At 72.8% G+C, this 22,812-nt stretch carries 25 protein-coding genes; 9 read left to right on the top strand and 16 right to left on the bottom strand.

The annotated features are described in order from the left end of the window. Window positions 1-26: 26 nt before the first annotated feature. Together ACIRB7_RS32115 and ACIRB7_RS32110 are read left to right on the top strand one after the other, a co-directional pair. A complete protein-coding gene (locus ACIRB7_RS32115) occupies window positions 27-1,565 on the top strand; it encodes a S8 family peptidase (protein WP_403605845.1) in 1,539 nt (512 codons plus the stop codon). A gap of 94 nt (window positions 1,566-1,659) precedes the next feature. After that, window positions 1,660-2,961: a CoA transferase gene (locus ACIRB7_RS32110; RefSeq protein WP_403605842.1), complete on the top strand. Its 1,302-nt coding sequence runs from the start codon at window positions 1,660-1,662 to the stop codon at window positions 2,959-2,961. Between the two features lie 48 nt (window positions 2,962-3,009). Here ACIRB7_RS32110 and ACIRB7_RS32105 read toward each other — a convergent pair whose 3' ends face one another. From ACIRB7_RS32105 to ACIRB7_RS32070, 8 genes are all read right to left on the bottom strand, one after another. Then, entirely contained in the window at window positions 3,010-4,053 is a 1,044-nt protein-coding gene (locus ACIRB7_RS32105) for a zinc-dependent alcohol dehydrogenase family protein (protein WP_403605840.1), read from the bottom strand. A gap of 18 nt (window positions 4,054-4,071) precedes the next feature. After that, window positions 4,072-4,752: a lysoplasmalogenase gene (locus ACIRB7_RS32100; RefSeq protein ID WP_403605837.1), complete on the bottom strand. Its 681-nt coding sequence runs from the start codon at window positions 4,750-4,752 to the stop codon at window positions 4,072-4,074. Beyond that, a complete protein-coding gene (locus ACIRB7_RS32095) occupies window positions 4,749-5,705 on the bottom strand; it encodes a sterol desaturase family protein (RefSeq protein WP_403605834.1) in 957 nt (318 codons plus the stop codon). Before ACIRB7_RS32095 ends, ACIRB7_RS32100 begins: the two co-directional genes overlap by 4 nt. Before the next feature lie 109 nt (window positions 5,706-5,814). Further along, the gene (locus ACIRB7_RS32090; protein WP_403605831.1) at window positions 5,815-6,540 is read right to left on the bottom strand and encodes a VIT family protein; all 726 of its coding nucleotides are present in this window, start codon (window positions 6,538-6,540) and stop codon (window positions 5,815-5,817) included. A 24-nt stretch (window positions 6,541-6,564) separates the two neighbouring features. Beyond that, window positions 6,565-7,788 carry an amidohydrolase family protein gene (locus tag ACIRB7_RS32085; protein WP_403605828.1) on the bottom strand — a complete coding sequence of 408 codons (1,224 nt, stop codon included), beginning with the start codon at window positions 7,786-7,788 and terminating at the stop codon, window positions 6,565-6,567. Next, complete coding sequence (locus ACIRB7_RS32080) at window positions 7,788-9,131, bottom strand: amidohydrolase family protein (RefSeq protein ID WP_403605825.1); 1,344 nt, start codon at window positions 9,129-9,131, stop codon at window positions 7,788-7,790. The genes ACIRB7_RS32085 and ACIRB7_RS32080 overlap by 1 nt, the downstream gene beginning before the upstream one ends. Before the next feature lie 12 nt (window positions 9,132-9,143). Next, window positions 9,144-10,028 carry an SDR family NAD(P)-dependent oxidoreductase gene (locus ACIRB7_RS32075; RefSeq protein WP_403605822.1) on the bottom strand — a complete coding sequence of 295 codons (885 nt, stop codon included), beginning with the start codon at window positions 10,026-10,028 and terminating at the stop codon, window positions 9,144-9,146. After that, window positions 10,028-10,825: an acetoacetate decarboxylase family protein gene (locus ACIRB7_RS32070; RefSeq protein WP_403605819.1), complete on the bottom strand. Its 798-nt coding sequence runs from the start codon at window positions 10,823-10,825 to the stop codon at window positions 10,028-10,030. Before ACIRB7_RS32070 ends, ACIRB7_RS32075 begins: the two co-directional genes overlap by 1 nt. A gap of 96 nt (window positions 10,826-10,921) precedes the next feature. Here ACIRB7_RS32070 and ACIRB7_RS32065 point away from each other — a divergent pair, with 96 nt between their 5' ends. The 6 genes from ACIRB7_RS32065 to ACIRB7_RS32040 all read left to right on the top strand — a co-directional run bounded on the left by ACIRB7_RS32065 (window position 10,922) and on the right by ACIRB7_RS32040 (window position 16,376). Continuing rightward, entirely contained in the window at window positions 10,922-11,590 is a 669-nt protein-coding gene (locus tag ACIRB7_RS32065; RefSeq protein WP_403605816.1) for a TetR/AcrR family transcriptional regulator, read from the top strand. Continuing rightward, window positions 11,587-12,573: a DEDDh family exonuclease gene (locus ACIRB7_RS32060; protein ID WP_403605813.1), complete on the top strand. Its 987-nt coding sequence runs from the start codon at window positions 11,587-11,589 to the stop codon at window positions 12,571-12,573. The genes ACIRB7_RS32065 and ACIRB7_RS32060 overlap by 4 nt, the downstream gene beginning before the upstream one ends. 63 nt (window positions 12,574-12,636) lie before the next feature. Next, entirely contained in the window at window positions 12,637-12,870 is a 234-nt protein-coding gene (locus ACIRB7_RS32055) for a hypothetical protein (RefSeq protein ID WP_351212757.1), read from the top strand. Window positions 12,871-12,975: 105 nt separating this feature from the next. Next, window positions 12,976-13,791, top strand: a complete 816-nt coding sequence (locus ACIRB7_RS32050) for an SURF1 family protein (RefSeq protein ID WP_403605810.1) — start codon at window positions 12,976-12,978, stop codon at window positions 13,789-13,791. A 34-nt stretch (window positions 13,792-13,825) separates the two neighbouring features. Next, window positions 13,826-15,616 (top strand): glycoside hydrolase family 15 protein, encoded by a 1,791-nt coding sequence (locus ACIRB7_RS32045; protein ID WP_403605807.1) that lies wholly within the window; start codon window positions 13,826-13,828, stop codon window positions 15,614-15,616. A gap of 4 nt (window positions 15,617-15,620) precedes the next feature. Beyond that, a complete protein-coding gene (locus ACIRB7_RS32040; protein WP_403605804.1) occupies window positions 15,621-16,376 on the top strand; it encodes an SDR family oxidoreductase in 756 nt (251 codons plus the stop codon). A 47-nt stretch (window positions 16,377-16,423) separates the two neighbouring features. Here the strand turns inward: ACIRB7_RS32040 and amaP are convergent, their stop codons facing one another. From amaP to ACIRB7_RS32015, 5 genes are read right to left on the bottom strand one after another with little or no spacing between them, the layout of a single operon-like run. Next, window positions 16,424-17,011 (bottom strand): alkaline shock response membrane anchor protein AmaP, encoded by a 588-nt coding sequence (gene amaP / locus ACIRB7_RS32035; RefSeq protein WP_403605801.1) that lies wholly within the window; start codon window positions 17,009-17,011, stop codon window positions 16,424-16,426. 5 nt (window positions 17,012-17,016) lie between these two features. Further along, window positions 17,017-17,637, bottom strand: a complete 621-nt coding sequence (locus tag ACIRB7_RS32030; protein ID WP_403605798.1) for a DUF6286 domain-containing protein — start codon at window positions 17,635-17,637, stop codon at window positions 17,017-17,019. Beyond that, window positions 17,634-17,990, bottom strand: a complete 357-nt coding sequence (locus tag ACIRB7_RS32025) for a hypothetical protein (protein WP_403605795.1) — start codon at window positions 17,988-17,990, stop codon at window positions 17,634-17,636. Before ACIRB7_RS32025 ends, ACIRB7_RS32030 begins: the two co-directional genes overlap by 4 nt. 3 nt (window positions 17,991-17,993) lie before the next feature. Next, window positions 17,994-18,185: a hypothetical protein gene (locus tag ACIRB7_RS32020; protein ID WP_403605792.1), complete on the bottom strand. Its 192-nt coding sequence runs from the start codon at window positions 18,183-18,185 to the stop codon at window positions 17,994-17,996. A 52-nt stretch (window positions 18,186-18,237) separates the two neighbouring features. Beyond that, the gene (locus tag ACIRB7_RS32015; protein ID WP_403605789.1) at window positions 18,238-18,711 is read right to left on the bottom strand and encodes an Asp23/Gls24 family envelope stress response protein; all 474 of its coding nucleotides are present in this window, start codon (window positions 18,709-18,711) and stop codon (window positions 18,238-18,240) included. Between the two features lie 93 nt (window positions 18,712-18,804). On the opposite strand from ACIRB7_RS32015, the gene ACIRB7_RS32010 reads away from it, so the two are divergent. Continuing rightward, complete coding sequence (locus tag ACIRB7_RS32010) at window positions 18,805-19,449, top strand: hypothetical protein (protein WP_403605786.1); 645 nt, start codon at window positions 18,805-18,807, stop codon at window positions 19,447-19,449. A gap of 9 nt (window positions 19,450-19,458) precedes the next feature. On the opposite strand, the gene ACIRB7_RS32005 is transcribed toward ACIRB7_RS32010, so the two are convergent. The 3 genes from ACIRB7_RS32005 to ACIRB7_RS31995 all read right to left on the bottom strand — a co-directional run bounded on the left by ACIRB7_RS32005 (window position 19,459) and on the right by ACIRB7_RS31995 (window position 22,572). Further along, entirely contained in the window at window positions 19,459-20,259 is an 801-nt protein-coding gene (locus ACIRB7_RS32005) for an enoyl-CoA hydratase/isomerase family protein (RefSeq protein WP_403605783.1), read from the bottom strand. A gap of 128 nt (window positions 20,260-20,387) precedes the next feature. Further along, the gene (locus tag ACIRB7_RS32000; protein WP_005477683.1) at window positions 20,388-20,609 is read right to left on the bottom strand and encodes a helix-turn-helix domain-containing protein; all 222 of its coding nucleotides are present in this window, start codon (window positions 20,607-20,609) and stop codon (window positions 20,388-20,390) included. 364 nt (window positions 20,610-20,973) lie between these two features. Beyond that, complete coding sequence (locus ACIRB7_RS31995; protein WP_403605780.1) at window positions 20,974-22,572, bottom strand: ABC-F family ATP-binding cassette domain-containing protein; 1,599 nt, start codon at window positions 22,570-22,572, stop codon at window positions 20,974-20,976. Window positions 22,573-22,812: the final 240 nt, after the last annotated feature.

The following is a 22,812-nucleotide window of genomic DNA, read 5'->3' as shown; positions in this document are numbered from 1 at the left end:
GTACATACGGATGATGTGGAGAACCCATGGCTCATCTGGGATCGAGGCGCGGCCGAGCTCTTGCTCTGCCGGTTGGTCTCGCACTCACGGCCTCGCTCGGCTTCCTTCCCTCCGGCGCTGCCTCCGCCGCGGAACTGAGTGACGCACCGACGTCCGCCGTGGTGACGAACGGGCCGAAGCTGACGTACGTCGTCAACGTCGCCGGGGGTCGCTGGACCGCGGCCTCGGTGAAGAAGGCGATAGCCGCCGCCGGTGGCGAAGTGGTCGTCTCGTACGACCAGATCGGCGTGATAGTCGTCCACTCGCAGAACCCCGAGTTCGCGAAGACGATCCGCACGGCGCGTGGCGTGGTGTCGGCCGGTGCGACCCGTACCGCTCCGCTGTCCGCCCAGACGGACACCGCCGTCGACGAGGGTGCCCAGTCGCTGTCCGCGGCCGAGGCCAAGGCCGCCGCGGCCACGGCGTCGGACGAGCAGGACCCGCTGGAGCCCCTGCAGTGGGACCTGCCGGCCATCAAGGCGGACAAGGCCCACCAGAAGACGCTCGGCAGCAAGCGCGTCACCGTCGCCGTCATCGACACGGGTGTCGACGACACCCACCCGGACCTGGCGCCGAACTTCGACGTCAAGGCCTCCGCCAACTGCGTGTCCGGCAAGCCGGACACCACCGCCGGATCGTGGCGCCCCAACCCGGGCGAGAGCGACCACGGCACGCACGTCGCCGGTACGATCGCCGCCGCCAAGAACGGCATCGGCGTCACCGGTGTCGCCCCGGGCGTGAAGGTCTCCGGCATCAAGGTGTCCACCCCGGACGGCTTCTTCTACACCGAGGCCGTGGTCTGCGGCTTCATGTGGGCGGCCGAGCAGGGTGTCGAGATCACGAACAACAGCTACTACACCGACCCGTGGATGTTCGCCTGCAAGAACGACGAGGACCAGAAGGCCCTCATCGAGGCGGTCACCCGTGCGACCCGTTACGCGGAGAGCAAGGGCACGGTCAACGTGGCGGCGGCCGGCAACTCCAAGTTCGACCTGGCGGCCGACTCGATCCTCGACAACAGCAGCCCGAACGACACCACGCCGGTCCCCCGGGTCATCGACCCGAAGGAGTGCCTCGACTACCCGGCCATGCTGCCGGGCGTCGTCACCGTCTCCGCGACCGGTGCCAAGGACCTGAAGGCGTCCTACTCCAACTACGGTCTGGGTGTCATCGACATCGCCGCCCCCGGCGGTGACCGCACCGAGTTCCAGACCCCGGACGCCCCGGCGGTCAACGGCCGCATCCTGTCGACCACGGTCAACGGCGGCTACAACTACAAGGCCGGCACGTCGATGGCCGCGCCGCACGCGGCGGGCGTCCTCGCGCTCATCAAGTCGACGCACCCCTACGCGAGCCCGGCGGCGCTGAAGGCGCTGCTGTACGCGCAGGCCGACGACCGCGCCTGCACCAACCCGTACGACATCGAGGGCGACGGCAAGATCGACGCCGTCTGCGAGGGTGGCAAGAACAAGAACGGCTTCTACGGGGCCGGTCTCATCGACGCGCTGGACGCCGTCCGCCGCTAGTCGCGGAGGTCCGGTGAGGGAGGGTCCCCGTGTGGTGCGCCACACGGGGACCCTTTCGCGTGGCACACATGGCACGGAGTGCCACACTCCCGTCATGGACAACACGGTGCGCACCGGTACGGAGTTGGTCTGGTCGGCGCTCGGCGGCGACCCCGCCCTGGTCGACCGGGTGTCGTTCACCGGCCCCGCCGGGCTGTTGCCGGCCCGGCTGCCGGTGATGGACCTGGCGCGGGCGACGGTGGCGGCCTGCTCGCTCGCCGCCGTCGAACGGGCGGGGCTGCCGGGGCCTGTACGCGTGGACGACGGGGCCGTCGCCACCGCCTTCGTGAGCGAGCGCCATCTGCGGGTCGACGGGCGGGCGCCGGTGAGCTTCGCGCCGCTCTCCCGGTTCTGGCGGGCGGCCGACGGCTGGGTCCGTACCCACGCCAACTATCCGCACCACCGGGAGGCGTTGCTCGACGCCCTTGGCGTGCCCGCCGGTTCGGTGGAGGCCGTGGCGGCCGCCATCGGGGCGCGGAAGGCCGTGGACGTCGAGACGGCCGTGTACGCGGCCGGGGGCCTCGCGGTGGCCCTGCGGGCGCCCGGGGAGTGGGCGGCGCACGCGCAGGGCCGTGCGGTGGCGGCGCGGCCGCTGCTGACCCGGGAACGGCTCGACGAGGCCCCGCCCCGGCGCCGTACGGGCCGGCTGCGGGTTCTGGACCTGACCCGGGTGATCGCCGGTCCTGTCGCGACCCGGACCCTCGCGCTGCTCGGCGCGGACGTGCTGCGGATCGATCCGCCGGGCAACCCCGAACTGCCCGATCAGCACGCGGACACGGACGTCGGGAAGCGGACGGCGGCGCTCGATCTGGACCGGCGCTCCGACCGGCGTACCTTCGACGCCCTCCTGGACTCCGCCGACGTCCTGGTGACCGGCTATCGGCCGGGCGCCCTCGACCGCTTCGACCTCGACCGGCCGGGGCTCGTCACCGCCCGGCTCTCCGCCTGGGGCGACTACGGGCCGTGGAGCGGTCGGCGCGGCTTCGACTCACTGGTGCAGGTGGCCACGGGGATCGCCTCCCTGGAGGGCTCGGCCGAGGAGCCGGGCGCGCTGCCCGCGCAGGCGCTGGACCACGGCACGGGCTATCTGCTCGCGGCGGCCGTCCTGCGGTCCCTGACCGAGCAGGACCGGGACGGCGGCACCCGGCTCGTCCGGCTGGCGCTTGCCCAGACGGGTCACTGGCTGACGCACGCGCTGCCCCGGTACGAGCCCGAGCGGTACCTCACCGAGTCGGAGGGCCCGCTCGGGCGACTGCGGCACGCGCTGTCGCCCGTCGCGTACGAGGGCGGCCCCGCGGGCTGGTCGCGGCCGCCGGGCGTCGCGGGCGCGGACGCGCCCGCGTGGCTCACGAATTGAGCCACGCGGCTGCCACAACAGGCACAGCAGGCACAGCAGGCAGGGCTGTCACGGCTTGACGAGGACCTTCAGGGCCGTGCGCTCGTCCATCGCCCTGTAGCCGCCCGGGACGCCGTCGAGGCCGACGGTCAGGTCGAAGACCGGCGACGGGTCGATGGTGCCGTCCAGGATGTCCGGGAGCAGTTCCGGGATGTACGCGCGCACGGGGGCGACGCCGCCGCGCAGTGCGATGTTCCGGTCGAACATGACGGACAGGTCGAGCCCGGTGCCGCTGCCGTGGGGGACGCCGACGTAGCCGATGGAGCCGCCGTCGCGGGCGATGGCGACGGCGGTCCGCATGGACTGCTCGGTGCCGACGGCCTCGATGACGCCGTGCGCGCCCTGGCCGCCGGTGAGTTCGCGGACGGCGGCCTCGGCGGCCTCGCCGCGTTCGGCGACGACGTCGGTGGCGCCGAAGAGGCGGGCGATGTCGGTGCGGGTGGTGTGCCGGCCGAGCGCGATGATCCGCTCGGCGCCGAGGCGCTTGGCCGCGAGGACACCGCAGAGGCCGACGGCGCCGTCACCGACGACCGCGACGGTGGAGCCGGGCTTCACGCCGGCGCCGAGGGCGGCGTGGTGGCCGGTGCCCATGACGTCCGAGAGGGCGAGCAGCGCGGTGAGGAGCCGGTCGTCGGAGGCGGCGTCGGCGGGGAGCTTGACGAGGGTGCCGTCGGCGAAGGGGACGCGGACGGCCTCGCCCTGGCCGCCGTCGGAGCCGACCGAGCCCCAGAAGCCGCCGCGCGGGCAGGAGGTCTGGAGTCCCTCGGCGCAGTGGTCGCAGGTGCCGTCGGACCAGACGAAGGGGGCGACGACGAGGTCTCCCGCGGTGAAGCCGGTGACCTCGGGGCCCGCCGCCTCGACGACGCCGAGGAACTCGTGGCCGATGCGCTGGCCGGGCTGCCGGGCGGACTCGCCGCGGTACGCCCACAGGTCGCTGCCGCAGACGCAGGCGCGCAGGACGCGGACGACGACGTCGGTGGGGTCCTGCACCACCGGGTCGGGCACGTCCTCCACGCGCATGTCGAACGGGGCGTGGATGGTGGTGGCGCGCATGGCGGACGTTCCTTGCTGTCAGACGGTTGTACGACGTTCACCGTACATCGCGTGGAGCACTCCCGCCGTCAGCAGGTACTGCGCCCCGATATAGGTCAGCATGACCCAGAAGTCCGGCACCGGCAGCTGGGGCCATTCGGCGACCCCGGTGGCGATGAGGGTGTCGGACAGCAGGAACAGGGCGCCGCCGAGTCCGGCCAGGAACCCGAGGGAGCTCGCGCGGTAGGCCATGGCGGTGAGGAGCAGCGAGTAGCCGGCGACCGGGATCCGCAGGTCGGCGGGGAGGTCGGGCCAGAGGAGCGCGACGGCGCCGACGAGGACGGCGGTGTACGCGGCCGCCAGGGGTACGGACGTACGGCGCCGTCCGAAGAGGACCAGGTAGCAGACGTGTCCGGCGGCGAAGGACCCCATGCCGACGAGGAAGGCCCAGTCGGCGTCGGAGAGCAGGAAGACGTCGCCGCCCCAGCCGAAGAGAAGCGCGACGGTCAGGAGCTTCGGGGCGCCGCGCGTGAGGGCGTACGCGGCGAGCAGCGGCATCAGGAGCGGCTTGGCGAGCTGGTGGCCGAGCTCGGCGCCGGCGAGCAGGGAGATCAGGTCGGCGGCGGCCGCGATCCCGAAGGCGGCGAGGAGCGCGCGGGAGACGAGCGGCCGGGAGAGGGCCGGGGCGGTCGCGCGGGCGGGCGCGGGGCCGGCGCTCACGCGGCGGGCTCCGGGGCGGCCGCGGCGGCCGTCGGGGCGGTGGCGGTGGCCGCGGGGCCCGCGGTGCTCCCGGGCGCCTCGGCGGTCGGCGGTGCGGGTAGCCGGGCGGGGCCGCCGGTCGGTGGTCCTGGCTGCCAGCCGGGGCCGCGGAAGAGCCGGCCGGCCCGTTCGCGCCAGTCGTGTGCGGCCCGGAGGTCGCGGGCGATGGCGGCGTACTCGTGGGTGGCGACCCGGAGCGGGTTGTACGTCTCGATGTTCTTGGTGAGCCCGTAGACGGGCCGGTCGGTCTCGCCGACCCAGGAGCCGAACATCCGGTCCCAGACGATGAGGATGCCGCCGAAGTTCCGGTCCAGGTAGCCGCCCTGGGAGGCGTGGTGGACGCGGTGGTGCGAGGGCGTGTTGAGGACGTACTCGAAGGGCCGGGGCAGTTTCCCGACGCGCTCGGTGTGGATCCAGAACTGGTAGACGAGATTGACCGAGTAGCAGAAGGCGACGGCCGCCGGGTGCACGCCGAGGGCGATCATCGGCAGGTAGAAGGGCCAGGAGGTCACGCTGGTCCACGGCTGGCGCAGCGCGGTGGTGAGGTTGAACCTGCGGCTGCTGTGGTGGACGACGTGGCAGGCCCAGAGGATGCGGATGACGTGGTGTCCGCGGTGCTGCCAGTAGTAGAGGAAGTCCTGCGCGAGCAGCATGAGCGGGATCGTCCACCAGAGGACGGGGACGCGGAGCGGGGTCAGCTCGTAGACGGCGGTGTAGATCGCGACCACGGGGATCTTCCACAGCGCGTCGAAGGCCAGGCTCCCGACGCCCATGCCGAGGCTGGTGGCGGCGTCCTTGGTCTCGTACCCGGCGGCGTCCTCGTCGGGGTGGATCCGGTGGCTGACCATCTCCAGGACGGTGAGCAGGACGAACGCCGGTATGGACCAGAGCACGACATCGGGCAGGTTCGGCATGCCGTCGACGGTAGGGGCGGTGGGCGGGGCAGGGCTAGACGTGGTTACCAACAAGTATGCGAGACGACTTGTCAGCAAGCTTTGGCACCTTCCGACAACGCGGGGCGCGTCAGACCCCGGCCGCTCCCAGCAGCGAGCCCGCGCCGTAGGTGACGGCCATCGCGAGGGCGCCGCCGGCCGTGGTGCGGAGGACCGCGGGGGCGGCGGGTGCCTGGCCGAGGCGGGCGCTCCACCAGCCGGTGAGAGCGAGGGCCGCGAGGACCGAGAGCACCGTGACCCACAGGCGGGCGGCGGGCGGGGGAAGGACGATCGCCAGGAGGGGGAGCAGGGCGCCGGCGGTGAACGCGAGGAAGCTGGCGCCTGCGGCGTGCCAGGGGTTGATGAGCTCGTCGGGGTCGATGCCCAGCTCCACGCGCGCGTGGGCGCGCAGCGCGTCGCGCTCGGTGAGCTGCTCCGCGGCCTCGCGGGCGACCTCGGGGGTGAGTCCGCGGGCGGACAGGAGCGTGGTGAGTTCGTCGAGTTCGGCCTCCGGCCGCTCCCGCAGTTCGCGTTTCTCCTGGGCGAGCGCGGCCTTCTCGGAGTCGCGCTGGGTGGAGACCGAGACGTACTCCCCCGCCGCCATCGACATCGAACCGGCGAGCAGCCCCGCGAGACCGGCCGTGAGCAGGGTCGACCGGGACTCGGTGGCGCCCGCGACGCCGACGACGAGGCCGGCGGTGGAGACGACTCCGTCGTTGGCCCCGAGCACCGCGGCCCGGAGCCAGTTGAGACGGGAGCCGAGACCTCCGCCGTGGGCCTCGTCGTGCGCCTCGTCCGGAACTGGGGGTGCGGTCACGTCAGGAGCGTCGCACCCGGCGGGTCACCAGACGCGGACCGACCCGCCCGGGGCGAAGGCCGGGCTGGTCGCGCCCTCCGGGACCTTCTCCAGGGGCGTGGCGATCTCCGCGACCTCCGGGCCGTGGACGGCGGCGAGGGGGTCGAGGAGGGCGAGGTCGAAGCCGTAGACGCGGGCCGCGTTGCCGCCGACCATGGCGGCGACCTCCTCCTTCGGAACTCCCGCGTAGGCGATCCGGAGGCCTTCCCTGGAGTACGGGGTGGTCCCCTCGTCGTGTGGGTAGTCGCTGCCCCACATGATCTTGTCGAGGCCGATCCGGTGCCGCAATGGCACCTCGTGGGGGCGCATGAAGCTGGCGCCGACGAAGCAGTTGTCGCGCCAGACCTCGCTGGGGCCCTTGCCCATGGAGGCGGCGAGGCCCGCCCCGAACCTCGACTCGGCGGTGGTGGCCCGGGAGGCCGCCGCGACCAGGCGCTGGTGGTAGTAGTCCAGCATGTCCATGATCCCGGGGATCCAGCCGGAGCCCTGCTCGGTGAGGACGAGCCGGAGGCCCGGGTGGCGGCGGAAGGCGCCGCCGAAGACGAGGTGCCACAGGGCCCGGTGGGAGAACCAGGTGGTCTCCACCATGAAGACGGCCCGGGCTGCCGGTTCGTCGCCGAGCGGCGGCGAGGCCGAACCGCCGTGGTGGTTCACCGGCACGTCGAGCTCCGCGCAGACCGCCCAGATCGGGTCGTACGTCTCCGAGTACAGCTCGGGCACGCCCGAGCCCGGCGGAGCGCCCGGCAGCAGGATCCCGCCGGTCAGGCCCGCCTCCTTGGTGCGGCGGATCTCGCGCACCGCCTCGTCGACGTCGTTCAGGAGGATCTGCGCCACTCCCGCGCGGCGGCCGGGGGCCCGGGCGCAGAAGTCGGCGAGCCAGCGGTTGTGCGCCCGCAGGCCCGCCCAGCGGAGCTCGTACTCCTCCCGGGTCGGCGGGGGCGACATCAGCGAGGCGGAGGGGAAGAACGGCGGGACGGTGTTCGGGAAGACGACCTCGGCGACGATCCCGTCGGCCTCCAGCTCGCTCAGGCGGCGCTCGGAGTTCCAGTTGCGGTCGGCGGTGTCGGCGAGCAGGTCCTCGTACGGGTTGACGTAGGTCGCCGCCCAGGCGTCGAAGGCCTCGTGGTGGCGCTTCTCCAGGTACGGCCGGTAGTCGAGGAGGTCGGCGCCGGCGTGGCAGTCGGCGGAGATGACGGTGTACCGGTCCATCAGTTCGCCCCCAGTACGGGGAAGTCGTGGTCGGTCAGCCAGTGGCGGCCGACCTCCCGGGAGCGGGCCCAGGAGGCCTTCACCGCCGCCTGGTCGGCGGGCTGGCCCAGGTCGGCGGGGGTGGGGCCGATCCGCCGGGCTATCGGATCCAATATGCGAATATCGAATCCGAAGACCTCGGCCGCGGCGAGCCCCAGCATCCGGCGGGTCTCCACCACCGGGATGTCGTGGAACGTCTTCCGCAGCCACGCGCGCGTGTCGGGCCAGGTGCCCTCCGGGTGGGGGAAGTCCGAGCCCCACAGGATGTTGTCGACGCCGATCTCGTACCGCTGGGCGAGTTCACGCCGCTTGGTGTTGGTGGCGCAGACGAAGACCTGCCGGTCCAGGTACGCGCTCGGCGGCCGCGTCAGCTCCGCGAACGGGGACAGCTTCTTGCCGCCGTGCGCGCCCAGGTAGAGCCGGTCCATGAACCAGAGCAGGTTCGGCAGCCACCAGCAGCCGGACTCGGCGACGCCGAACCGCAGCCCGGGGTGCCGCTCGAAGACGCCCGACCAGAGCAGGAACCACAGCGGCCTGGCCGGCCACCAGGTGACCTCGGAGACGTAGATGCCGAGATGGTCGCCGTACTCCTCGCGCGGCGCCGCGCCCGAGTGGGTGACCAGCGGCATCCCGGCCTCGGCCGCGGCCGCCCAGACCGGGTCGTAGCGCCGGTCGTGGTAGGGCGCCTTGTCCACCCACATGGAGGGGATCATCAGCGCCCCGAGCCCCGACTCCTTGGCCCGGTGGATCTCGGCGACGACCTCCCCCGGCTCGGCGGTGATCGGAAGCAGCGCCACCCCGCAGTGCCGTGCGGGATTCCGCCCGACGAACTCGGCGAGCCAGCGGTTGTGCGCCCGCGCGCCCGCCATGCCGAGCTCCGGGTCCTGGTCGCCGGAGAGCCCGAGGCCGACGCCGAAGGGGGCGGCGGTCCGGCTGTCGACGGCGTCCGCGTCGGGGAAGACCACCTCGGCCGCCACCCCGTCGCCGTCGAGCTCCTTGAGCCGCTGAACGGGGTCCCAGCCGCCGCGCAGCCCCTCCTCGTTGTCGTGGAACCAGCGGTCGGCGAAGGCCTCGTTGCGCACCCCGAGCCGGGTCATGGCCTCCTGCCGGGCCTCGCGCCCGGCGAGGAACTCGTCGAAGGCACGGTGGAAGCGGGAGTCGAGATAGGGCCGGTACTCCTCGGTGGGCAGCCCGGCGTGGCAGTCGGAGGAGATGATCAGATACGGGTCCCCGTGGTCCCCGCGGTCCGCGTGGTCCGCGTGGTCCGCGTGGTCCCCAATGGTCTCGTGGTCCTCGTTGCTCATCGTGAAGCCCCCTCAGTCGAGGATGAAGCTCTCCAGGTACGACGGGTTGGCGCGGTCGAGCATCGACCGCGAGCGCGCCCGGATCTGCCGGTCGCTGTGCTCGCTCTCCGGCAGCATCCAGAAGCGGTCGGCGCGGATGCCGTCGACGACGTGCCCGGCGACCTCCTCCACCGGCGTGAAGGCGACCTCGTGTCCGGCCTCCTTCATGGCGGCCTCCCACTGGTCGAGGCTGCGGTACGGGGTCCTGCGCGGCCGCTCCTTCGCGTACCGCTCGGGCCGGTTGCGGTGCGACTCCCAGAGGCCGGTGCGGAGCATGTGCGGCCCCGGGAAGAGCACGGACGCGCCCACGCGCGCGTGCTCGGCCCTCAGATGGGCGTAGAGCGACTCGGTCATGGTGACGACGGCCGCCTTGGTGACCGCGTACACGGAGGCGGTGGGCAGCGGGGCGATGCCGCCGTCGCCGGACGAGGTGTTGACGACATGGCCCGGTTCGCCGCTCGCGAGCATGCGGGGGACGAAGGCCTGGATGCCGTGGAAGACGCCCCAGACGTTGACGGAGAAGGCCCATTTCCAGTCGTTCGGCTCGTGTTCCCACATGCGGCCCTCCGCGCCTGAGCCGACCCCCGCGTTGTTGCAGAGGACGTGGACGGCGCCGAAGGTGTCGTACGCGGCGTCCGCGAACGCCCGGACCGCGTCGGCGTCCGAGACGTCGACCGTCCGGGCGAGGACCTGCGCCCCGCTCTCCATCAGCTCGTCGGCGGCCTCCGCCAGCGCCGCCCGCTCGACGTCCCCGAGGACCACCGCCAGACCTTCGGCGGCGAACCGGCGGGCCAGGGCCAGTCCGATGCCGCTCGCCGCGCCGGTGACGACGGCGACCTGCCCCTCACGCAGCTCCATCAGACGCTCCCCTCGGGCGGGCCGTCGAGGATCTGCTGGGGGTCGTCGTACCGCTGGTGGACGTACGGCAGCAGGGCCCGCGCGTCGACGCGCTCGGCGACCGTGCCCTTCTGGTCGGTGGTCTTCTCGCCGATCGTGATCTCGACCAGCCGGCGGACCGGGAGGTCGGCGACCGGGTCGTACATCGACTCGCGCAGGACCACGTCACCGGTGACCCGCTCCAGCTTCCGCACCTTCTCGTTGCGGACGCAGTGGACGAGGACGGGATCGGCGTCGAAACCGGAACCCTCCACGCCGGGCAGGAACTTGAAGTAGAAGTCGGTCTTCTCGACCGGTTCCGGCAGCGGCAGCGGTCCGGAGACCGCGCCGCGGACCTCCACGAACGCGATGCCGTGCCGGGCGAGGGCCGCGCGCACGACGAGCCCGTCGCGCTCGACCGTGACCTCCCCCAGCTTCTTCGGCTCGCCGAAGACCTCGCGACCGCCGACGAGCGCCCGCTCGTGGGTCATCGGCATCACCAGCGGATACCAGCCCTCCCGGTCGCCGTGCGCGGCGGCGACCGCCACCGACCCGGCGCCCAGGGGATAGCCGGCCAGGTCGACCCGGCTGACCGTGGCGCGCACGAGGGGGCGCGCGGTGGGTTTCAGCGGGGGCGGCAGGACCGCCGCGACGACGTCCGGATCGGTCTCCCAGACGGCGACCACTCCGGTGGACCAGATGTCGGGGAGCCTGGCGCTCCGTGCGCGGGCCGCCGCCGCCTCGGCGTCGGTGCGCGCCCCGTACCGTACTCGTGCCATGACGTACCACCTTTCGGGACCGTCGGCCTGTAACACAGTTACACCGTGCGCCCCGAAGGGTAAAGGGGCGCGTACGCAGAGGAGTTGGGGGAACCGATGGCACGCTCCGCGCTGACCCGTGACGAAGTCCTGGACACCGCGGCCGCCCTGGTGCGCGAGCACGGCCCGGACGCCCTGACCATGCGCAGGCTGGCCGCCGAGCTCTCCACCGCGGTGACCTCGATCTACTGGCACGTCGGCAACCGCGAGTCCCTCCTCGACGCGCTCGTCGCCCGCACGGTCGCCGACCTCGGCACGATCCGCCCGCACGGTTCGACTCCGGCCGAGCGGATGGTGTCGGTCGCCCGCGCGCTGCGCCGGGCCCTGCGCGAGCGCCCGCATCTGGTGGCGATGGTCCACGAACGGGGTCTGACGGAACGCATGTTCCTGCCGGCCCAGCGCGCCCTGGTCCACGAGGCCCACGCGGCGGGGCTGCGCGGGGCGGCCGCCGCGCGGGCCGTCCGCGCGGTGCAGTTCCAGGTCGTCGGCTACGTCCTGGTCGAGCGCAACCGCGAACGCGCCCCGGTCCAGTCGCCCGCCGAGGAGGAGCTGTGGCACGGGGAGGACGCCGAGTCCGACGGGCCCCTCGCGCACGCCCTGGCCGCCCCGATCGACACCGAGCGCCTGTTCGCCGACTCCGTACGCGCCCTGGTCGACGGCCTCCTGGCGGGGGCCGCGGGGGACACCCGGGACGGAGTTGTCGGTAGCGGGCCGTATTCTCAGTGACCGTGCTTGACGACCGTACGACAGCAGCGACGTGGCCGGCCGCCTACCCGCAGGGGTACGCGGTCGTCGACGTGGAGACCACCGGACTCGCCCGCGACGACCGGATAGTCTCCGCTGCCGTCTACCGGCTGGACGCCCAGGGGAACGTCGAGGACCACTGGTACACGCTCGTGAACCCCGAGCGCGATCCGGGCCCGGTCTGGATCCACGGCCTGACCACCGACGTCCTGGAAGGCGCGCCGCTCTTCCCGGAGATCGCGGCGGAGTTCGCGGCCCGGCTCGACGGGCGGGTCCTCGTCGCGCACAACGCGATGTTCGACTGGCAGATGATCGCCCGGGAGTACGCGCGCGCCGAGTCGGCCGCTCCGGTGCGGCAGCGGCTCTGCACGATCGCGCTCGCCAAGGAGCTGTCGCTGCCGCTGCCCAACCACAAGCTGGAGTCGCTCGCCGCGCACTTCGGCGTCGTACAGCAGCGCGCGCACCACGCGCTCGACGACGCGCGGGTGCTCGCCGAGGCGTTCCGGCCGAGCCTGCACGCGGCGGCCGAGCGGGGCGTACGGCTGCCGCTCCTGGAGTGCCGGCCGCTGACCGAGTGGGTCTCGTCCCCGGAGCGGCCCCGGATCGGCCATCAGGCCACGGGCCCGACGGCGTACCGGATGAACAGCTGGCGTCCCTCGCGCAGGCGTCCGCCGTGCCCGTACCCCAACCCCGGTCGCTACGAGACGGACAAACCGCTCAAACAGGGCATGCGGGTGGCGTTCTCCGGAGACACCTCCGTCGACCGCGAGCTCCTGGAGGACCGCACCGTCGACGCCGGCCTCCATGTCGCCGGCAGCGTCTCCCGGCTGACCAGCCTGCTCGTCACCAACGACCCGGACGCCGCCACCTCCAAGACGCTCAAGGCCAGGTCCTTCGGCACACCGGTCGTCGACGAGGCCGCGTACACCCAGCTGCTGCGGGACGTGACCCCGGCAGACGGGTGACACCCCGGACCCCCCGGGCGTGCCGAGCTGCGCACGCCCGCCGGGAGCCCCACCCTGTGGCGCATGGCACGTTGTGAGGTCTGCGGAAACGATTACGGCATGTCCTTCGAAGTCCACGCGCAGGGCGTGGTCCATGTCTTCGATTGCTTCGCCTGCGCCATCCACCGCATGGCGCCCATCTGTGAGCACTGCCGGGTCCAGATCATCGGACAGGGCGTCGAGGTCGACGGCAGCTGGTACTGCGGCGGCCACTGCGCCCGCGCGGAGGGAAAGGTGGGCATCGTCGACAGGGTGTGAGGCCGGCGGGGGACGAGGAGCCTGAGGAAACGTTCCGGGACCCTGTCCCGGGCAAGCCGAACCCCCGCCGCGTGCACCCCATGGACCGAGTTGTACGGTCATGGGGTGTACCGCTTCCTGTTGTCCCGGCAGTGGGTGATCCTCACCCTCGTCGCCCTCGTCCTCATCCCGACGATGGTCGAGCTGGGCTTCTGGCAGTTCCACCGGCATGAACGCCGGGTCGCCCAGAACGCCCTGATCGCGGACAGCGTCGCGGCGAAGCCGGTCCCGGTCGAGGAGCTCACCTCCCCCGGCCACACCGTCCCGCGCTCCGACTACTGGCGGCCCGCCACGGCGACCGGCACCTTCGACACCGCCCACGAGGTGGTGGTCCGCCGCCGCACCAACTCCGACGACCGGGTCGGCGTCCACGTCCTGACTCCGCTACTCCTCAAGGACGGCCGGATCGTCCTGGTCAACCGCGGCTGGGTACCGGCCGCCGCCGACCAGCGCTCCTACCCGCCGGTCCCGCCCGCCCCCAAGGGCGAGGTCACGATCACCGGCCGGCTCAAGGCCGACGAGACGACCGGCGCCAGCGGCATCAGGGACCTGAAGGGTCTGCCGGACCGGCAGGTCATGCTGATCAACAGCGCGCAGCAGGCCCAGCTCATCGGCCGCGAGGTGCTCGGCGGCTACCTCGAACAGATCACGCCCGAGCCCGCCGGGGGCACCCTCGAACTGATCCCCGAGCCCGATCACGACTCGATCGGCGCCCACATGGCGTACGCCGTGCAGTGGTGGCTCTTCGCCGCCGGGGTTCCCGTCGGCTGGGTCATCCTGGTCCGCCGGGAGAGGCGCGACCGGGCGGCGGCGGCCGCCGCCGGCACCCCCGCGGCCCCGGAGCGGGACGCGGACGCGATCCAGACCACGGCGTCCCGTTGATTGACCGTCGCCTCTTCCGGGAACAGCCCAGAGCGTGACGCAACGTATCGACGACTACGCCCTGATCGGCGATCTCCAGACCGCCGCGCTCGTCGGCCGCGACGGGTCGGTCGACTGGCTGTGTCTGCCCCGCTTCGACTCGGCCGCCTGCTTCGCCTCGATCCTCGGCGACGAGAACAACGGCCACTGGCGGCTCGCCCCCAAGGGCGCCACGACCTGCTCCACGCGCCGGTACGCGGAGGACTCCCTCGTTCTCGAGACCTACTGGGAGACCCGTACCGGCACCGTGAAGGTCGTCGACTTCATGCCGCAGCGGGACAGAGCACCGGATCTGATGCGGATCGTGGAGGGCGTCAGCGGCAGCGTCGAGATGAGCTCCGTCCTGCGGCTCCGCTTCGACTACGGCTCGGTCGTGCCCTGGATGCGCCGCACCGACGGCCACCGGGTCGCGGTCGCCGGGCCCGACGCGGTCTGGCTGCGCAGCGAACCGCCCGTGAAGACGTGGGGCCAGCAGTTCTCCACCTGCTCCTCCTTCACCGTCGCCGCCGGCGAGAAGGTCGCCTTCGTCATGACCTGGCACCCCTCGCACGAGCCGCGCCCCGCACTCGTCGACCCCTACGAGGCCCTGGAGCACTCCCTCACCGACTGGCGTGAGTGGGCGGCACTCTGCACCTACCGGGGCCCGTACCGGAAGGCGGTGCTGCGCTCCCTGATCACCCTGAAGGCGCTCACCTACGCCCCGACCGGCGGGATCGTGGCCGCCCCCACCACCTCCCTGCCGGAGGAGCTCGGCGGCGTACGGAACTGGGACTACCGGGCCTGCTGGCTGCGCGACTCCTCCCTCACCCTCGGCGCGCTGCTCTCCGCCGGATACGTCGAGGAGGCCGCCGCCTGGCGGGACTGGCTCCTCCGCTCGGTCGCGGGCGACCCGGCCGACCTCCAGATCATGTACGGGCCCGCCGGGGAGCGCCGGCTCCCCGAGACCACCCTGCCGTGGCTGCGGGGGTACGCCGACTCGGCGCCGGTCCGGACCGGGAACGCGGCCGTGGACCAGTTCCAACTCGATGTGTACGGCGAGGTCATGGACTCGCTCTACCGCGCGCGTGAGGCCGGGATCCCGGCGCAGCGGCACGCCTGGAACCTCCAGCTGAGCCTGCTCGGCTTCCTGGAGTCGACCTGGCGCGAGCCCGACGAGGGCCTGTGGGAGGTGCGCGGGCCGCGCCGGCACTTCACCCACTCGAAGGTGATGGCCTGGGTGGCCGCCGACCGGGCGGTCCGCACCCTGGAGGCGGACCCGTCGCTGCCGGGGGACGCGGCCCGGTGGCGGGCCATGCGGGACGACATCCACGCGCAGGTGTGCGCCAGGTCGTACGACCCCGTCCGGAACACCTTCACCCAGTCGTACGGCTCGCTCGAACTGGACGCGGCGACCCTGCTCATCCCCCAGGTCGGGTTCCTGCCGCCGGACGACCCCCGGGTGGTGGGGACGGTGGAAGCGGTACAGCGGGAGTTGATGCACGAGGGCTGTCTGCGCCGGTACAGCACCGACTCGGGGGCGATCGACGGCCTGCCGGGCGGGGAGGGCACCTTCCTGGTCTGCTCGTTCTGGCTGGCGGACGCGCTGCTGCTGACCGGCAGGCGCGACGAGGCCCGCGAACTCTTCGAACGCCTGGTGACCCTGTGCAACGACGTCGGTCTCCTCGCGGAGGAGTACGACCCCGTGACGGGGCGCCAGCTGGGCAACTTCCCGCAGGCCTTCAGCCACATCGGCCTGGTGGGCACGGCCCTCGCGCTGGCCGGGGAGGATCCGGACCCGGCAGGATAGGTCCATGGATCTTGGACTGAGGGACCGTGTGTACGTGGTGACCGGGGCGACGCGGGGGCTCGGGCGGGCCTCCGCCGAGGCGCTGCTCGCCGAGGGCGCCAAGGTGCTGGTCACCGGGCGGGAGGAGAAGACCGTCGCCGAGGCGGTGGACGGCCTCGGGCCCGGCGCGGCCGGCATCGCCGCCGACAACGGCGACCCGGAGACCCCGGCGCGGCTCATCGCCGAGGCGCGGGCCCGCTTCGGCGGCTTCGACGGCATCCTGATCAGCGTGGGCGGTCCGGCGCCCGGCTTCGCCGCGGACAACACCGACGAGCAGTGGGCGGCCGCCTTCGACACCGTCTTCCTCGGGGCGGTACGGCTGGCCCGCGCGGCCGCCGCGAGCCTCACCGAGGGTGGGGTCATCGGCTTCGTCCTGTCCGCCTCGGTCCACGAGCCGATCGCGGGACTGACCATCTCCAACGGCCTTCGCCCGGGTCTCGCCGGCTTCGCGAAGTCCCTCGCCAACGACCTGGGGCCGCGCGGGGTGCGGGTGGTGGGGCTGCTGCCGAGCCGGATCGACACGGACCGGGTGCGGTCCCTCGACGCGCTCTCCGGCGACGCGGACGCGGCCCGCGCGGCCAACGAGGCCGCCATCCCGCTGCGCCGCTACGGCACCCCGGAGGAGTTCGGGCGGACGGCGGCCTTCGTGCTGTCCCCGGCCGCCTCGTACCTGACGGGGCTGATGCTTCCCGTGGACGGCGGGGCCCGCAGCGGCTTCTGAGGGCCCGTGCCCGGCCCCTTTCTACGGGCCCCCGCCCCGGCCCTCCGTCAGGTCACCCGCTTGGCCCGGTGCTTGACCGCCCGCAGCCGCGCCTCGGTGGGCAGGGCGGACAGGCCGGTGGACGTACGCGCGTGGGCGAGGGCCTGGGTGCTGAGGGCGGTCAGGGCGTCCCCCGGGGACGCGTACGGCTCCAGGAGCAGCGCGACCCGGGTGCGGGGGGCGTTCCGGCGTCCGGTGAGGGCGATCCGGGCCCGGGCCACGCCCTCCTGGGCGGCGGCGTCCGCCTCGATCACGCCTTCCAGGGCCCGGCCGCGCAGGACGGCCTCCTCGCCGTCGCCGCTGTCGACGGCGACCTCGGCGAGCCGGGCCCGCCGGAACTGGACGAGCAGCCACCACAGGGCGAGCAGGACGACGAGCCCGAGGACCGCGATGACCACCGGCCACCACCAGCCCTCGTCCCGCCAGCGCTGCCGGTCGGCGGTGGAGAGCAGCACGTCCGAGGGACCCGACCAGGGCCACCAGGACGGTACGGACAGGTCGAGGGCGGCGGCGAGGACTCCCCCGCCGAGGACGACGAGGAGCAGCCCGGCGAGGCCGAGCAGGACGCGGTTGACGCGCCGGAGGACCATCGTCACCGCGCTCACCCCTTCCTGGGCGGCCGGGCCACCCGTACGTTCAGCGCGGGTGGGTGGGCGAGGGCCAGTTCGTCGACGCCGGCGGCGAGGGCCGTCTCCAGGTCGGCGCGGACCTCGTCGAGCGCCCGGAAGTGCGAGACCGCCCGGACGGCCGCCTTGGAGCGGCCGACGCGCACCCGCACGGCCTGCACCCCGGAGACCTCCATGGCGCGGTCGCGCAGGGCGAGGGCTGCGGCCTCGCGGTCGAGTCCGGCCCGTACGTCGGTGTGGGCGCGGCGCATCGGGAGGACGGCCCGCAGGCCCGGCGTGGCCGCCAGGATCAGGAGCCAGAGGCCGAGGACGACCGCGAGCGCGGCCCCGCCGACGATCAGGGCGTCGTCGAGCGGCCTGGTCGCGAGGGCGTCGGCGAGTTCGCGCCGCCAGGCCATGGCGCTGCGGTCGGCTCGTACGGCCGCGACGTCGTACAGGAGGAGTCCCGCCCCGGCGAGTACCAGGGCCGCGACCACGGCGGCCGGGATCCGGCGTACGGCCCAGAAGCGCCGGGCGGGGGCGTCGGCAAGGACAGGGACGTCGTCGCGGTCCGAGTCCGGTGCGGGGGTGGGGGTCGGATCCGTTGCGGTCGTCATGACAGACGCTCCCTCCGCGTGGTCTGCCGGGTCAGCGTGGAGTGGAGGCGCTCCACATGGACGGAGACTTCGTGGACCTCCATGCCGACGAGCTCCTCCACGCGGGCGCGCACGCGGCCCCGGACGGCGCCGCACCTGCGGCCGACGTCCGAGGGGTAGTCGAGTTCGAGACTCACCGAGATGCGGGCGACGTCCCGGTGCACGACGACCGAGGCATGGGGGCGCGAGCCGTCGCCCGGGACGGCGTCAAGGGCTTCCCCGGCCGCCTGGGCGGCGATCTTCGCGACGACCCGGTCGGCGATCGTGGTCGCTCCCCGGCCCCGAACGGGGTCCGGGGCCGATTCCGCTGCCATCCGTCACCGCCGCCGGTCGCCACGTTCGCGACTCCGGAACAGGTCGCCGGGTTCGAGGTCGCCGTCGAGGAAGCGGCCCGCCACGAAACCGACCAATCCCAAGGCCGCGACCAGTACAAACGCCCCGAAGCCGCCGAAGTATCCGGCGAAGCCGAGCCCCATGCCTGCCAACAGGCCGACCACAGCCATAGTCATTCCTGACCCCTTCCTGAGGATCTTCCTGCCCCCTGTGCCCAGCCGTCAGCGGCTACTGGAGCCGCTGCTCCGACTCCTCCTCCTCGTCGGGCAGCTTCACGTCGCTGACCGCGATGTTGACCTCCACGACCTCGAGGCCCGTCATGCGCTCGACGGCCGTGATGACGTTCTCCCGGACGTCACCGGCGACGTCCGCGATGGAGACGCCGTAGACGACCACGATCTCCAGGTCGAGGGCGGTCTGTACCTCGCCGACCTCGGCCTTCACCCCTCGGGTGGCGTTCGACTTGGCGCCGCCGGTGCCGGGTACCCGGTCCCGGACCGCGCCGAAGGTGCGGGAGATCCCGCTGCCCATGGCGTGGACGCCGTCGACGTCCCGGGCGGCGAGGCCGGCGATCTTCTCGACGACTCCGTCGGCGATGGTGGTGCGGCCCCGGGAGGCCGGGTCGCCGCCGCCGCGCTTGGTGACCGAGGTGCGGCGCGATTCGTCACCGGAGCCGGCGCCGAAGTTACTGGTGTCCGTCATTACGTTTCGCCCCTTCTGGGTAAATTCGGGGTTCTTCGCCCACCGTAAGGGCGGTTACCCGGTTTCGCCCCAGGGATACGGCAGGCTGGGGCAATGACGACGAGTGACGGTTGGGCCGCAGCGGTACGGGACCGCCTCGCCCCGGGCAGGCTGTTGCCGCTCGGGACCGCGGCGGACGGCGCGTGGATCACGGAGCGGGCGGCGCGGGAGGTACTGGGCCGGGCCGCTTCGGCCGTACGGGGTGTGGTGCCGGGCGCCCTGCGGATCCGCCCGGATCGGGAGGCGGAGTCAGGGGAGGAGGAGGCCCTGCGGGTCTCGGCCTCGTTCGGCGCGGTGGCCGGGCACCCGCTGCCCGGACTCACCGAGGCGCTCCGGGCGGCTCTGCTCACGGCGGCCGAGGACGAACTCGGGCTCGTGACGGCGGCCGTGGACCTGCAGGTGACGGATCTCCTCGACACGGCGCCGCCGGAGGCGGCCCCTGCCACTCCCCCGCCCGGCGCGACCTCCCCGGCGACGGACGACCCGGTGGCCCTCGCGGCGCTCGGGGTGCCGGGCGTGGCGGCGATGACGGACGCGGTGGGCCCGCCGGTGCGCCGCGGCCCCGACGGGGTGCGGGTCGAACTGGCCGTGACGGCCGGCGCCCGCCCCCTGGACGTGGCCCGTGCCGTACGGACGGCCGTGACCGCGGCCGTCCCGGAGGCGGCCGCGGTCACGGTCGTGGTGTCGGAACTGCGCTGAGGGCAGGCGTCAGTCGCCGAGGCCCGCGAGGTCGCGCAGGCGGCGGGCCTGGGCGGCGCGCTCGGCGGTGCGCTGCTCCTCGTACGAGCGGCCGGCGACGCCCTGGAGGAGCGCCTTGGTCTCGATGACCGCGTCGCGCGGCGCCGCGAGCAGGGCGGCGCCGAGGTCCCGTACCGCCGCGTCGAGCTCGTCGACGGGGACGGACAGGTTGGCGAGACCGATGCGCTCGGCCTCCTCCGCGTGGACGAAGCGGCCGGTGGCACAGATCTCGAGCGCGCGGGCGTAGCCGACGAGCGAGACGAGCGGGTGCGTCCCGGTCAGGTCCGGGACGAGACCCAGGCTGGTCTCGCGCATGGCGAACTGCACGTCCTCGGCGACGACCCGCAGGTCGCACGCGAGGGCGAGCTGGAAGCCCGCGCCGATGGCATGCCCCTGGACGGCCGCGATCGACACGAGGTCGCCACGGCGCCACCAGGTGAACGCCTCCTGGTACTCGGCGATCACCGCGTCGAGGTTCTCGTCGGAACCGCGCGCGAGATCGAGGAAGGACGGCTCTCCGTCGAAGCCCTCGGGCGTGAACGCCTGCCGGTCGAGTCCGGCGGAGAAGGACTTGCCTTCGCCACGCAGGACGACAACCCGCACGCTGCCGGGCAACGACCGGCCGGCTTCTGTCAACGCCCGCCACAGAGCGGGAGACTGAGCGTTGCGCTTCGCCGGATTGGTCAGAGTCACCGTGGCAACGGCGTCCTCGACGGTGAGCCGTACACCGTCCTTGTCGAATACGAGCTCAGAGTCGTCGAGCGTAGTCATGGGGCGCCTCCGGTTCCGGTGCAGCACTGCATCCGATGCTAAGTGACTGCACAGTAACCACCTGGCCCGTCATGGGACCGACCGGGTGGCCACCGAGAGACCCGGTGGCCGGTCGAGCCGCCCCGATGTCAGGCCGAGGCTGTCTTCTTGCCCCGTGTCGCTCCGCCGCGTCCGCGCAGCGTGACTCCGGACTCGCTGAGCATCCGGTGGACGAATCCGTAGGAGCGGCCCGTTTCCTCGGCCAGCGCCCGGATGCTCGCACCGGAGTCGTACTTCTTCTTCAGGTCTGCCGCGAGCTTGTCGCGCGCGGCGCCGGTCACCCGGCTGCCCTTCTTCAGAGTCTCGGCCACCCGTGCCTCCTCATGGGAAGTGCGCTCTGGACTTCTCATGATCACCCCTCCCGTCCGTCCTGGCCACCCATTCGACAAGGTCCATGCCGCCGGGTTGGTGGATGAGTGCGGCGTCGTCACGACCGGAAGCTCACATTCCGGGGGGTCGGAAACACGCCTCCGCGCCGACCGGCACGGGAAGTGCCAGGTCAGCGATGCGGTGGGAACGCACGTACGGCGCGGGTCTGCCGGAAGGATTCGGCAGAGCACCGCGCCGGGAGGTACGAGACGCCCTCACTCAGATGAAGGATCACGCATGAGCCGAATGATCCAGCCCTGCATGATCACTCCGGGCCGCGAGGGGCCCTGAGGGGCCGCTTCCGGGTCAGGCGAGCGCGACGAGGTCCGCGTAGTCCGGGCCCCACAGGTCCTCGACACCGTCGGGGAGCAGGATGATCCGCTCCGGCTCCAGCGCGTCGACCGCGCCCTCGTCGTGGGTGACCAGGACGACGGCGCCCTTGTAGGTGCGCAGGGCCCCGAGGATCTCCTCGCGGCTCGCCGGGTCCAGGTTGTTGGTCGGCTCGTCGAGAAGCAGCACGTTCGCCGAGGAGACGACCAGGGTGGCCAGGGCCAGACGGGTCTTCTCGCCGCCGGAGAGGACCCCGGCCGGCTTGTCGACGTCGTCGCCGGAGAAGAGGAAGGAGCCGAGCGTCTTGCGGACCTGGACGAGGTCGAGGTCGGGCGCGGCCGAGCGCATGTTCTCCAGGACGCTGCGCTCGGGGTCGAGCGTCTCGTGCTCCTGGGCGTAGTAGCCGAGCTTGAGGCCGTGGCCCGGGGTGACCTCGCCGGTGTCCGGCTTCTCGGCGCCGGCGAGCAGCCGGAGCAGCGTGGTCTTGCCCGCGCCGTTGAGGCCGAGGATGACGACGCGCGAGCCCTTGTCGATCGCGAGATCCACATCGGTGAAGATTTCGAGCGAACCGTAGGACTTGGAGAGTCCCTCGGCCGTCAGGGGGGTCTTTCCGCAGGGCGCCGGGTCGGGGAAGCGGAGCTTGGCGACCTTGTCGGAGGCGCGCACCGCCTCCAGACCGGAGAGCAGTCGCTCGGCGCGCTTGGCCATGTTCTGCGCGGCGACCGTCTTGGTGGCCTTGGCGCGCATCTTGTCGGCCTGCGAGTTGAGGGCGGCGGCCTTCTTCTCGGCGTTCTGGCGCTCGCGCTTGCGGCGCTTCTCGTCGGCCTCGCGCTGCTGCTGGTAGAGCTTCCAGCCCATGTTGTAGACGTCGATCGTGGAGCGGTTGGCGTCCAGGTAGAAGACCTTGTTGACCACGGTCTCGACGAGGTCGACGTCGTGGGAGATCACGATGAAGCCGCCGCGGTAGGACTTCAGGTAGTCGCGCAGCCAGACGATGGAGTCGGCGTCGAGGTGGTTGGTGGGCTCGTCGAGGAGGAGCGTGTCGGCGTCCGAGAAGAGGATCCGGGCGAGCTCGACGCGGCGGCGCTGACCGCCGGAGAGGGTGTGCAGCGGCTGGCCGAGGACCCGGTCGGGCAGGCCGAGGGCTGCGGCGATGGTGGAGGCCTCGGCCTCGGCCGCGTACCCGCCCTTGGTCAGGAACTCGGTCTCCTGGCGCTCGTACTGCTTCATCGCCTTGTCGCGGGTGCCGCCGGAGCCGGTGGCGATGCGCTCCTCGTTCATCCGCATCTTCTTGAGGAGGACGTCGAGGCCGCGGGCGGAGAGGATGCGGTCGCGGGCCAGGACGTCGAGGTCGCCGGTGCGCGGGTCCTGCGGCAGGTAGCCGACCTCACCGGAGCGCGCGATGGCTCCGGCGGCGGGGACGCCCTCGCCCGCGAGGCACTTGGTGAGGGTGGTCTTGCCCGCTCCGTTGCGACCGACGAGGCCGATGCGGTCGCCCTTGGCGACGCGGAAGGAAGCGGACTCGATGAGGACACGGGCGCCGGCGCGCAGCTCGATGCCGGAAGCGGTGATCACGGACAGACTCCAGGGCGGTGGGAAACGGCGGAAGGACGAGTGGTGAAGGGCTTCGACGCCGCTAATGCACGGGGAGAATGGCCATACGGCCAGTCTAACGGGCCCCTGCAACTGCTTTTCGGCCATACGGGGTACGGAGGCACGATCGGAGCTTTCTCACATTCCCGCTGATGCTTCCCAAAAGGAGCGAACCGGGAGAGATGGTTCGATACTCGGCGCAGGGCGGCGGCCACTGCCGCG

The organism is Streptomyces sp. NPDC093795 (assembly GCF_044764665.1).
Taxonomy (GTDB): domain Bacteria; phylum Actinomycetota; class Actinomycetes; order Streptomycetales; family Streptomycetaceae; genus Streptomyces.
The sequence above is the reverse complement of the archived record's forward strand: the minus strand, read 5'-3'. Positions and strand labels throughout refer to the sequence as shown.

Excerpts from the sequence above, each read along its gene's own strand:
- ACIRB7_RS32115 (WP_403605845.1), top strand. The coding sequence starts at position 27 with ATGGCTCATCTGGGATCGAGGCGCGGCCGAGCTCTTGCTCTGCCGGTT.
- ACIRB7_RS32110 (WP_403605842.1), top strand. The coding sequence starts at position 1,660 with ATGGACAACACGGTGCGCACCGGTACGGAGTTGGTCTGGTCGGCGCTC.
- ACIRB7_RS32105 (WP_403605840.1), bottom strand. The coding sequence starts at position 4,053 with ATGCGCGCCACCACCATCCACGCCCCGTTCGACATGCGCGTGGAGGAC.
- ACIRB7_RS32095 (WP_403605834.1), bottom strand. The coding sequence starts at position 5,705 with ATGCCGAACCTGCCCGATGTCGTGCTCTGGTCCATACCGGCGTTCGTC.
- ACIRB7_RS32085 (WP_403605828.1), bottom strand. The coding sequence starts at position 7,788 with ATGGACCGGTACACCGTCATCTCCGCCGACTGCCACGCCGGCGCCGAC.
- ACIRB7_RS32080 (WP_403605825.1), bottom strand. The coding sequence starts at position 9,131 with ATGAGCAACGAGGACCACGAGACCATTGGGGACCACGCGGACCACGCG.
- ACIRB7_RS32075 (WP_403605822.1), bottom strand. The coding sequence starts at position 10,028 with ATGGAGCTGCGTGAGGGGCAGGTCGCCGTCGTCACCGGCGCGGCGAGC.
- ACIRB7_RS32070 (WP_403605819.1), bottom strand. The coding sequence starts at position 10,825 with ATGGCACGAGTACGGTACGGGGCGCGCACCGACGCCGAGGCGGCGGCG.
- ACIRB7_RS32065 (WP_403605816.1), top strand. The coding sequence starts at position 10,922 with ATGGCACGCTCCGCGCTGACCCGTGACGAAGTCCTGGACACCGCGGCC.
- ACIRB7_RS32055 (WP_351212757.1), top strand. The coding sequence starts at position 12,637 with ATGGCACGTTGTGAGGTCTGCGGAAACGATTACGGCATGTCCTTCGAA.
- ACIRB7_RS32040 (WP_403605804.1), top strand. The coding sequence starts at position 15,621 with ATGGATCTTGGACTGAGGGACCGTGTGTACGTGGTGACCGGGGCGACG.
- ACIRB7_RS32030 (WP_403605798.1), bottom strand. The coding sequence starts at position 17,637 with ATGACGACCGCAACGGATCCGACCCCCACCCCCGCACCGGACTCGGAC.
- ACIRB7_RS32025 (WP_403605795.1), bottom strand. The coding sequence starts at position 17,990 with ATGGCAGCGGAATCGGCCCCGGACCCCGTTCGGGGCCGGGGAGCGACC.
- ACIRB7_RS32020 (WP_403605792.1), bottom strand. The coding sequence starts at position 18,185 with ATGACTATGGCTGTGGTCGGCCTGTTGGCAGGCATGGGGCTCGGCTTC.
- ACIRB7_RS32015 (WP_403605789.1), bottom strand. The coding sequence starts at position 18,711 with ATGACGGACACCAGTAACTTCGGCGCCGGCTCCGGTGACGAATCGCGC.
- ACIRB7_RS32010 (WP_403605786.1), top strand. The coding sequence starts at position 18,805 with ATGACGACGAGTGACGGTTGGGCCGCAGCGGTACGGGACCGCCTCGCC.
- ACIRB7_RS32005 (WP_403605783.1), bottom strand. The coding sequence starts at position 20,259 with ATGACTACGCTCGACGACTCTGAGCTCGTATTCGACAAGGACGGTGTA.